At 69.9% G+C, this 9,086-nt stretch carries 10 protein-coding genes; 6 read left to right on the forward strand and 4 right to left on the reverse strand.

The annotated features are described in order from the left end of the window. Window positions 1-317 precede the first annotated feature (317 nt). Together purC and BLQ43_RS14060 are read right to left on the reverse strand one after the other, a co-directional pair. Window positions 318-1,079, reverse strand: a complete 762-nt coding sequence (purC, locus tag BLQ43_RS14055) for a phosphoribosylaminoimidazolesuccinocarboxamide synthase (RefSeq protein ID WP_090022614.1) — start codon at window positions 1,077-1,079, stop codon at window positions 318-320. Window positions 1,080-1,157: 78 nt separating this feature from the next. Next, on the reverse strand, window positions 1,158-1,943 hold the full coding sequence (locus BLQ43_RS14060) for an NRDE family protein (RefSeq protein WP_218119225.1): 786 nt from the start codon (window positions 1,941-1,943) through the stop codon (window positions 1,158-1,160). Between the two features lie 79 nt (window positions 1,944-2,022). Here BLQ43_RS14060 and BLQ43_RS14065 point away from each other — a divergent pair, with 79 nt between their 5' ends. Together BLQ43_RS14065 and BLQ43_RS14070 are read left to right on the forward strand one after the other, a co-directional pair. Beyond that, the gene (locus tag BLQ43_RS14065; RefSeq protein WP_090022621.1) at window positions 2,023-2,340 is read left to right on the forward strand and encodes a DUF1476 domain-containing protein; all 318 of its coding nucleotides are present in this window, start codon (window positions 2,023-2,025) and stop codon (window positions 2,338-2,340) included. 421 nt (window positions 2,341-2,761) lie between these two features. Further along, on the forward strand, window positions 2,762-2,941 hold the full coding sequence (locus BLQ43_RS14070) for a hypothetical protein (RefSeq protein ID WP_090022625.1): 180 nt from the start codon (window positions 2,762-2,764) through the stop codon (window positions 2,939-2,941). Between the two features lie 148 nt (window positions 2,942-3,089). Here the strand turns inward: BLQ43_RS14070 and BLQ43_RS14075 are convergent, their stop codons facing one another. Beyond that, on the reverse strand, window positions 3,090-4,004 hold the full coding sequence (locus BLQ43_RS14075) for a NifU family protein (RefSeq protein WP_090022630.1): 915 nt from the start codon (window positions 4,002-4,004) through the stop codon (window positions 3,090-3,092). Between the two features lie 220 nt (window positions 4,005-4,224). Here BLQ43_RS14075 and BLQ43_RS14080 point away from each other — a divergent pair, with 220 nt between their 5' ends. Beyond that, a complete protein-coding gene (locus BLQ43_RS14080; RefSeq protein WP_090022633.1) occupies window positions 4,225-5,343 on the forward strand; it encodes a cadherin repeat domain-containing protein in 1,119 nt (372 codons plus the stop codon). Window positions 5,344-5,490: 147 nt separating this feature from the next. After that, complete coding sequence (locus BLQ43_RS14085; RefSeq protein ID WP_176758701.1) at window positions 5,491-6,288, forward strand: inositol monophosphatase family protein; 798 nt, start codon at window positions 5,491-5,493, stop codon at window positions 6,286-6,288. Between the two features lie 12 nt (window positions 6,289-6,300). Here BLQ43_RS14085 and BLQ43_RS14090 read toward each other — a convergent pair whose 3' ends face one another. Continuing rightward, window positions 6,301-7,011 carry a DUF6134 family protein gene (locus tag BLQ43_RS14090; protein ID WP_143006296.1) on the reverse strand — a complete coding sequence of 237 codons (711 nt, stop codon included), beginning with the start codon at window positions 7,009-7,011 and terminating at the stop codon, window positions 6,301-6,303. 109 nt (window positions 7,012-7,120) lie between these two features. On the opposite strand from BLQ43_RS14090, the gene nudC reads away from it, so the two are divergent. Both nudC and BLQ43_RS14100 read left to right on the forward strand, forming a co-directional pair. Next, entirely contained in the window at window positions 7,121-8,056 is a 936-nt protein-coding gene (nudC, locus tag BLQ43_RS14095) for an NAD(+) diphosphatase (protein ID WP_090022645.1), read from the forward strand. 127 nt (window positions 8,057-8,183) lie between these two features. After that, window positions 8,184-9,086 (forward strand): methyl-accepting chemotaxis protein (locus BLQ43_RS14100; RefSeq protein WP_245659600.1); only part of this gene is annotated, 903 nt, incomplete at its 3' end.

Below are 9,086 nucleotides of genomic sequence, written 5' to 3' on the forward strand. Positions count from 1 at the left end.
GCTGCGGCATCGGCGGGTTGGTCCTTTCTCCTTTCAGGAGAAAGACAGAATGAGGCCATATACCAAAATCAATATACCTCCACAGCCGCTGGTATAACCTCATAGAGCGGACCGCATGACCGCTTAGGCTAGAAAGACCCATTCGCTCGACCGGCTACGCCGGTGTCGCGTGACAGAAGGGATGAAACATCCTCATGTTTACGCCGGTGTCGCGGGACGATGGCGACGAAACACCCCGTCGTTCAGGCTAGAAAAACCCATTCGCCCGACACGCTACGCCGGTGTCGAGTGATTGATGCGATTAAACTGGCTTCAGTTTATTGCATGACGGTGGGGCCCTGGATGTCGGTGGGGCCGGCTTCGGGGAGAACGCCGAGGCGGCGGGCGACTTCCTGGTAGGCTTCCTCGACGCCGCCGAGGTCCTTGCGGAAGCGGTCCTTGTCCATGCGCTCGCCGCTTTCGACGTCCCAGAGGCGGCAGGAGTCGGGGCTGATTTCGTCGGCGAGGACGAGGCGCATGTCCTCGTCTTCCCAGAGCCGGCCGAACTCCAGCTTGAAGTCCACGAGGCGCAGGCCGCAGCCGATGAAGAGGCCGGACAGGAAGTCGTTCACGCGCAGGGCGACCTGCATCATCTCGTCGAGGTCCTGGGGCGTGGCCCAGCCGAAGGAGGTGATGTGCTCCTCGGTGACGAGCGGATCGTTCAGCGCGTCGGACTTGTAGTACCACTCGACGATGGCGCGGGGCAGGGGCGTGCCGTCCTCGACGCCGAAGCGCTTGGCGAAGGAGCCGGCGGCGACGTTGCGCACGACCACCTCGACGGGGACGATCTCGACCTCGCGCACGAGCTGCTCGCGCATGTTCAGCCGGCGGATGAAGTGGGTGGGGATGCCGACGTCGTTCAGACGGCTGAGCAGGAACTCGGAGATGCGGTTGTTCAGCACCCCCTTGCCGGTGATCGTGCCGGTCTTTTCGCCGTTGAAGGCGGTGGCGTCGTCCTTGAAGTACTGAACGACCGTGCCGGGCTCGGGCCCTTCGAACAGGACCTTGCCCTTGCCTTCGTACAGCCGCCTGCGTCGCATGGCGATCCTCGGTCTTCACCTGGGTTTGCGATGGATGCGGTGTATAGCAGCCGGCCCCGAGGGTGACAAACGCGGCGCTCAGGCCGCGATGGGCCGGAAGGGAGCGCGGTCGGGCGGGCCATCGGCGAAGCGCAGGACCGGCGGCGCCTGGCCGGCCGGAAGCGCGACGAGGGTGCTGCACAGCGTGGCGAAGCCGCTGTCGGTCTCGAACGCCATGCCCTCGCGCGGGTCGGCGGCGTGGTCCGGCGGGCGCACGCCCAGCAGGCGCGTCCAGCTGTCCCAGGAGTCGGTGTCGGGATCGGGCGGCGCCGCCTTGAGGAAGCGGGGCAGGTGGCGGCGAATGCGCGGGTCGGTGGCGTCGTTGAGGTTGCCGGCGGTGAGCATGGACACTCCGCTCGGCAGCGCCTCCACGCGGATGCGCCCGCGCTCCGTCTCCGTGCCGTCGGGACCGGCGTGCTTGAGCCAGTAGGCGTCGGTGCGGTCCGCCACGACGAGGTTGAACGGTTGATAACGCCCGGGATCTTCCCGGCCCAGCGCCTCGGCGGCCGAACGCGCGTTGCCGTGGTCGAGCGCGTCGAGCACCAGCAGGCCGCGGCTGCGCTTGTCGTCCATGCGGCCCAGCGTGCCGTGGCGGTTGAGCACGGCCGCCAGCACGCCCTGATCGTTGACGCCCAGCCAGCTGCCGCCCGCGGCCTCGTCCAGCCCGGCGACGACGTGCGGCCGGTCGGGCCAGTGGCGGCCCGGCGCCCGCCACGACCGGCCCCGCATCTCGTCCCGGTTGGCCGCCGCCAGGAGCGGCCAGCGCCCCCCCGGCTGGCGCAGCACCACCAGCGTGCACATCGCGCCCTCACGCGAACGGTTCACCTTTTCCGCCCCGCCCGTTATAAGATGCTGCGCAGCAAACCCAATAGCTCGACGGCGCGCGCGGCTGAGGAGAGCGACGATGAGCTTCAAAGATCGCGAAGAGGCTTACGAAAGCCAGTACGTCCACGACGAGAGCCTGAAGTTCCGCATCCAGGCGCGCCGGGACAAGCTGTTCGGCCTGTGGGTCGCCGAGCAGCTCGGCAAGAAGGGCAATGAGGCGGAGCAGTACGCCCGCGACGTCATCAACAGCGACCTGAGCGAGCCCGGGGACGAGGACGTGAAGGCCAAGGTGCGCCAGGACCTCCAGGCCGCGAACGTCGAGGTCCACGACCACCTGCTCGACCGCCGGCTCGACGACTTCCACCAGGAAGCCCGGCGCCAGATCATGACGGAATAGAACGGCGGCCGTTCTATCCCATTTGTCATTCGACACCGGCGTAACGTCGCGGCTGAATGGGTCTCTCTGGCCTCAACGGGGCTGCTTGATCGCATTGGTCCCGCGACACCGGCGTAAACGGAAGGCCGTTTAAGCCCATCTGTCATTCGACACCGGCGTCGCGTCGAGGTGGGTGGGGCTTTCTCGTCCATGCGCGGCAAACGGCTTTGCCCGGCTTGGCGCGTGGTGTTGGCAACAGGGCGGTAAACGGGGCTTGGGGACGACCAGGCCCCGTTTTTCGTGTGCATGGGCCGTTCGTACGCCTGCGCCCGAAGTTTCGTGTCAACGCCTCGTTAACGGCGTCGCTTCACGCGCCGTTAAGCCGATTGCGGTGTGATCCCCACCGGGGCTTGGCGCGGCAACCGGCGACGGGAGGCGCGTCATGGACGCTGAGTCCATCAAGGAAGCGTATCAGGAGGCCGTGGACGAAGCGACGGGCGGCGGCGTGGACGCCGGCACCGCGCACCAGGAGGGTGTCACGGCGGCAGCCATGATGGTGTCCGCGATGGACGGCCTGGAGGATGCCGATGCGCGCAGCCAAGTGGAAGCTGTGGTCGGCTGATCCGGCCACCGTCGGCCGCGCGCTTGCCGCACCGTGATCCTGTCGCGCCGCGATGCTCGCCGCCGTGCGCGGGTGGCGCGCGACGGTTCCCCGGACGGCCGCCGACACGGCTGCCCACGCGGGTCGATGGGTGCGACGGGCGCGGGCTTTACGCCACGGGACTGGCGCCGCCCCCGCCCTTGCCGGGTTGGAAGTAGGGGTTGGAGCCGGATGCGTGGTCGGTGACGTCGAGGATTTCCTCGATCTCGGGACAGTTGCGCTTGATTTCGGCTTCCACGCCCTGCTTCAGCGTGACGTCGGCCATGCCGCAGCCCTGGCAGCCGCCTTCCAGGCGCAGGTAGACGCGGTTGCCGCGCACGTCGATCAGGGAGATGTGGCCGCCGTGGGCCGCGACCGCGGGGTTGATGCGGTTGTCCAGGATATCCTTGACCGTGCGCCCGGTGGGCGTTTGCAGGCCCGGCTTGGGAATGGCGTCCTTGTAGTCCTGAACCGCCTCCACCTCCGGCACGTAGTGCTGGAGCATGTAGTTGATCTGCTCCAGCAGGGCGAAGGCTTGGCCTTCGAGCTTGAGGTTCACCGTGCCGCCCACGAAGGAATGAAAGGCCACGTTGCCGCCGGTCTGACTAACGGCCGGGTGAATGCGCGTGTCGATCAGTTCCTTAACCTGATCGATGAGGTGTTGGGGCTGGTCGGACTCCGGTTCGGGCAACGTTTCGGGGTCCAACTCGGCCGCGCCGAGCTCGTCGTCCGCCGCGTCGCCGTCGCCGCCGGCTTGGCGTGTCTCCAGGATCGGCTGGTTGGTCGTGAAGTGCTGCATGATGGCCGCGAGCAGATGCGGCTTGAGCGTCAGCCACTCCGCGTTCGGCGCCTTCGTGACCTCGATGGAGTCCGGGTTGAGCTGGACGGATCGGACCTCCTCCAGTTCGAACAGGCGCATGGCCAGGGGCGAGCGCCCGGCTTCCTCGGGCGCATTGAAGGCCAGCGGCCCGTCCGGCAGCACCTCGCCGCCGGGGATGAACGCCAGCACGTCGGGGTCGTTCGTGGCCTGGGTCTGGATGAACATGGCTGAGTCCGCCCGTGTGGTGCGCTGTGGGTCGTTCGCTGTTGGGCCGCGCGTGATCGCGCCGGCGCATTCCTGACCCTATAGGTAAGATATCTGGGCGCCGGAGAAAAGACGCCGCAAGCGGTCGTGATCGCCGCGCGCCTTGACGCCACCGGGGGCGGGCGCATCCTCGGGCGGTAGACGGTGCAACCATTCGTGGCAGGCCCGCAGGGAGGCCGGCATGCGGTTCGATCCGGGCTTCGACCAACCGTTTTCGCTCTTCGAGAATCCCCGCTTCGATATCGCGGACACGCGCCCGCCGATCGTGCTGGCCCGCCCGCTGGCGTTTCGGGAAAACGCGGTCGCGGGCGAGGCCGTGGGCGAGGTGGTCGCGCTCGACGGCGTCTTCGGCTCCGGGGTGGCGGATCTCTCGCTGGGCGGCCCGGGCAGCGCGTGGTTCAGCGTCGACGACGGCGGGACGGTCCGGCTCACCGAAGCCGGCGCGGACTCGCCGCTCAACGATTTCGAAACCGGTCCCAACGAGGCCACCCTTCAGGTCACGGCGACGGACGCCGCCGGCAACACCAGCCGCGCGCGCACGCTCATCATCGAAACCCGCAACGAGCCGGGCGACGAGCGGCCCGACACGCGGCCCGGAGACGGCGGTGACGGCGAGGCGACGCTCGACCTCAGCTTCGTCGGCGACGCGCTCGCGGGCGCGCGCGATCGAATCGCGGATGCTTTCGACGCGGCGTGGAAGGCCTGGACCGAGACCTTCGATCTCGCCACGGACTCGCAGATCGACATCGCCGTGGACACGACGGAGACCGCCGAGGCGGACACGATCGCCACGGCGCGCGCGAACCTGCTGGACACGGGCAAGACCACGGCGGACGGTCAGGATCTGGTGCGCAGCGAGGTGGTTCAGGAGCTGCGTGACGGCCGCGAGCGCCGGCCGGACGAACCCGACGCGTACGTGACCTTCGCCCGCGACCTCTCGCAGTTCGCGTTCGGCGACGGCACCGAGGCCAATCGCTTCGACGCCGAGACCATCCTCAAGCACGAGCTCGGCCACGTGCTCGGCTTCACGGCCACCGGTCCGTTCGACGGCGCGCAGACGGCGTTCGAGGCCGGCACGGAGACCAGCTTCTTCGCCGGCCTGACCTTCGAGGGCGAGACGGCGGGCGAGGTGGCGCTCGCCAACGACGCCCACCTGACCGAGGGGCTGATGGCGCCCTCGATCGGGCCCGGTCAGGAGAAGGCGATCGGCCGGACCGATCTGGAAGTTCTCGCCGATTTGGGCGTGCCCGTCGCCGATGACGCGCTGGATACGTCGCAGAGCGATCCGCTGATCGCCTGATACGCGCGCGCAACGCCGGCGTGTGGCCCCGCGCGCGATCGGCGTGTGGCGTCGCGTCGCGGACGCAATGAGTCACAAGACGGGTGGACCCGGCGCCCCCTGCGCCCGATGCTCCCCGTGGCTCAGAACCGACGCCGGGATATATCCGTGCCCCTCGCCCCACTCGATCCGCACCCCGATCCCGCCGACCTCGCCCTGGCCGAGCGGCTCGCCGACATGGGCCGCGAGATCACGCTGCGCCACTTCCGGGGCGGCGGCGCCATCGCCAGCAAGGACGATCTGTCTCCGGTCTCCGTCGCCGACCTTGAGGCGGAGGACGCCATGCGCGCGGCCATCGCGGCGGCGCGCCCCGACCACGGCATCGAGGGCGAGGAACGCTCGGCCACGCGGCCCGGTGCGCGCTGCGTCTGGCACATCGATCCGCTGGACGGCACGCGCCCCTTCGCCACGGGCACGCCCACCTTCGCCACGCTCATCACCTTGGTGGTGGACGGACTGCCGCTGCTGGGCGTCGTCGAGTTGCCGGCCCTGGCGGAGCGCTGGCTGGCGGTGCGCGGGCAGCCGACGGTGCACATCGACGCACAGGGGCGGCGGCAAGTGCGTGCGCGCCGCTGCACCGATCTGGCCAACGCGTGGCTGAGCACCAGCCGGCCGTACAGCGGCGCGGCGCCGGGCGCGCGCATTCCGCTCATGGACCGCGTGGCCGCCGTCGAGCCGGGCGGGGATTCGCTGAGCTACGGCCTGCTGGCGAGCGGGCGTCTCGACCTGGCCGTGGACGCCGGTCTGGACCCGCACGACTACCTGCCGCTCAAGCTGGTGGTGGAAGGCGCCGGCGGCGTGGTGACGGACTGTGCCGGCCAGCCGCTGCCCGTGAGCGGCATCCGCGACATCCTCGCCGCTGCCACGCCGGAACTCCACGCCCAGGCGGTGCGATGGATGCGGTGAGGGCGACGGGAGTCAGCCGGGCAGCCGCTCCGGCTCCAGCACGATGCGCGAGCCGTCGCGGTCGGTCGTGAATTCCACGCGCAGCAGCCGGCCGTCGCCGCCGTACCAGAGGTCGCGGCTGAACTCCCCGCGCACGGCGTAGCGCCGCGCGTCCAGCTCGCCTTCGGGTGTGGCGACGCGGGCGGCCTCGACGAAGCGCCCCTCGACGCTCTTGAGCGTGCCGTCCTCGATGCCCAGCAGGCGCGACTGCTTCGGGGTGTCGCGGTGCCACAGGCTGGTGGTCAGGACCTCGCCGTCGAGCGTGTGCTCGCCGCCGCTGCCGGTGACCGCGAGCGCGCCGCCGCGCCGCTCCGCGTGCACCTGCTTGTCCGGGCCATTGCTGCGCTCGGTCGAGGTGTCGAGCAATTCCAGGCGCCCGTCGCGCCAGACTTCTTCGGCGCGGTGGGTGTAGCGGTAGGCGGAGAAGCCGAAGACCTTCACCTCGATGTCGATGACGGTGCGCACGCGCTCGCCGCCATCGCCCAGGCGTTCGAAGGCCATCTTGTGCGTGCCGATGTCCTTGTCCGCGCGGATGATGCGAAAGGCGGCGACGCCCTCGCCGGGCAGGGGCGCGGCCCGTGCCGGCCCGCCCAGCGGCAGCGCCAGCGCAGCCCCACCCGCCAGCGCCCCAACAAGCACGGTGCGCCGGGAGAAACCGGTGGGTAGCGATGTCGATGCGGCCATGGCGCGGCCCCGTCGTTCACGGTGTCTTCCCGTCAAGGTAAGGACGGCCACGCGTGCGTTCCAGTGCGCGATTGCCAGGCCGGGCGGGGTATGCGATCACGATCCCGGCATGGTCGGCGATCCCATTCCCTATACCGGTTGTCCGCTGGATCGCGCGGGAGATCGGCGCACGCAGCCGGCGTGGCTGGCGGCGCGCCTGACCGATCCCGCGACCGCGTTCGTGGCGGTCTGGCGGGACAGCAGCCACGTCACCGACACGGGCGAGCCGCGGCCCGTGCGGCTCCAGGGCGAGGCGGCGAGCCTGGCGCTGGAGCTGGCCGAGGAGGTCGTCTTCCTGGGGCTGGAGACCGATTCCGAGGAGGGGGAGCACGCGGTCTTCGCGCTCGACCTCTCGGGGCTCGCGGACACCGAGGTGCTGGACGCCGTCGGCAACCAGGGCACGTTTCAGGACCTGCGTCGCATCGGCCCCCAGCTCGACCGCGCGGACGGCGCCCTGCTGGCCTACGCCCGCGCCGTCCTGCGCTGGCACCGCGGGCACCGCTTTTGCGGGCGCTGCGGCGCGCCCACGGCGGCCAAGGACGGCGGCCACGTGCGCATCTGCACGCGGGCCGATTGCGGCGTCTCGCATCACCCGCGCACCGATCCCGCCGTCATCATGCTGGTCCACGACGGGCGCGAGCACTGCGTGCTGGGGCGTCAGCCGCGCCATCCGGCGGGCATGCACACCGTGCTCGCGGGCTTCGTGGAGCCGGGCGAGAGCCTGGAGGAAGCGGTCGCGCGCGAGGTGGCGGAAGAGATCGGCCTGACGGTCGAGCCACCGCGCTACATGGGTTCGCAGCCCTGGCCCTTCCCGGCGCAGCTCATGGTCGGCTTCCACGTGCAGGCGCCGTACGCGCCGCTCAGCGTCCATCCGGACGAGCTGGAACGCGCGCGTTGGTACCACCGCGACGAGCTGCTGCGCGCGCCGAACGACGAAACCTTCCACCTGCCCCGGCGCGATTCCATCGCGCGCCGCCTGATCGACGCCTGGCTGGCCGGCGCGTGACATCCTTTGCTGCTACGCGCGGGTTGGACGGCGCCGTTGGTTGGTTCCCGTCCGCGTGGTACGTTTAATCCTATTCTGATTTCATTCGAGATAACCAAGGCAAAGAATCGGTGTGGGGAGGTTGACCGTGGCGTTGCTCGACCGCTTGCGGGATCGGGGCGAAGCCGATGCCAATGCGACGGCCGCCGGGGGTGAGACGGCCGTCGCCACCCAGAGCTACCTGGACACCCTGGCCGCGCGCCTGGACCTCCTGCTCGAAGGGCGCGCGGAAGAGGTGCCGGCGGGCGACGATCCCGTGACCGAGCGCCTGCGCAAGCTGGCCGACCAGCAGTCGAATCGCGCCATGAACGCGCTGACGCGCACGGTGGACATCTCCGTCGCCGCCAGCCGCGCAGTGTTCGAGGTGGCCGACGCCGTGCCGCAGGCGCGCGCGGTGGACGACCGGGCGCAGTCGATCTCCTCCGCCGTGGAGGAGCTGTCCACCTCAGTCGGCAGCATCACCGAGCACTCCCAGGAAGCCCGGCAGGAGGCCGATCAGGTCGCGGACAGCGCGGATGCCGGCGTGAAGGCGGCGGATCAGGCGGCGGAGACGATGGACGGCCTCGTGGCGAGCGTGGAGCAGGCCTCTGGGCAGGTCAGCAAACTCTCCGAGGCGTCCCAGCAGATCGGCGAGATCGTTCAGCAGATCCAGGACATCGCGGAGAAGACCAACCTGCTCGCCCTCAACGCCACGATCGAGGCGGCGCGCGCCGGCGAGGCGGGCAAGGGCTTCGCCGTGGTGGCCGATGAGGTGAAGTCGCTCGCCAATCAGACGCAGAAGGCCACGGAAACCATCCGCGGGCGCATCGAGACCCTGCAGGGCGAGATCACCAACATCGTCGGCGCCATGGAGGACAGCGGCCGGCGCGTGCGCGAGGGCCAGGAGGTCGTCGCCTCGACGGGTCAGGAGATGAAGCAGGTCGCCTCGCGCGTCGACGCGGTGAAGCAGCGCCTGCACCACGTCGCGGCGATCCTGGAGCAGCAGACCGGC

This window comes from Limimonas halophila, from assembly GCF_900100655.1.
GTDB lineage: Bacteria > Pseudomonadota > Alphaproteobacteria > Kiloniellales > Rhodovibrionaceae > Limimonas > Limimonas halophila.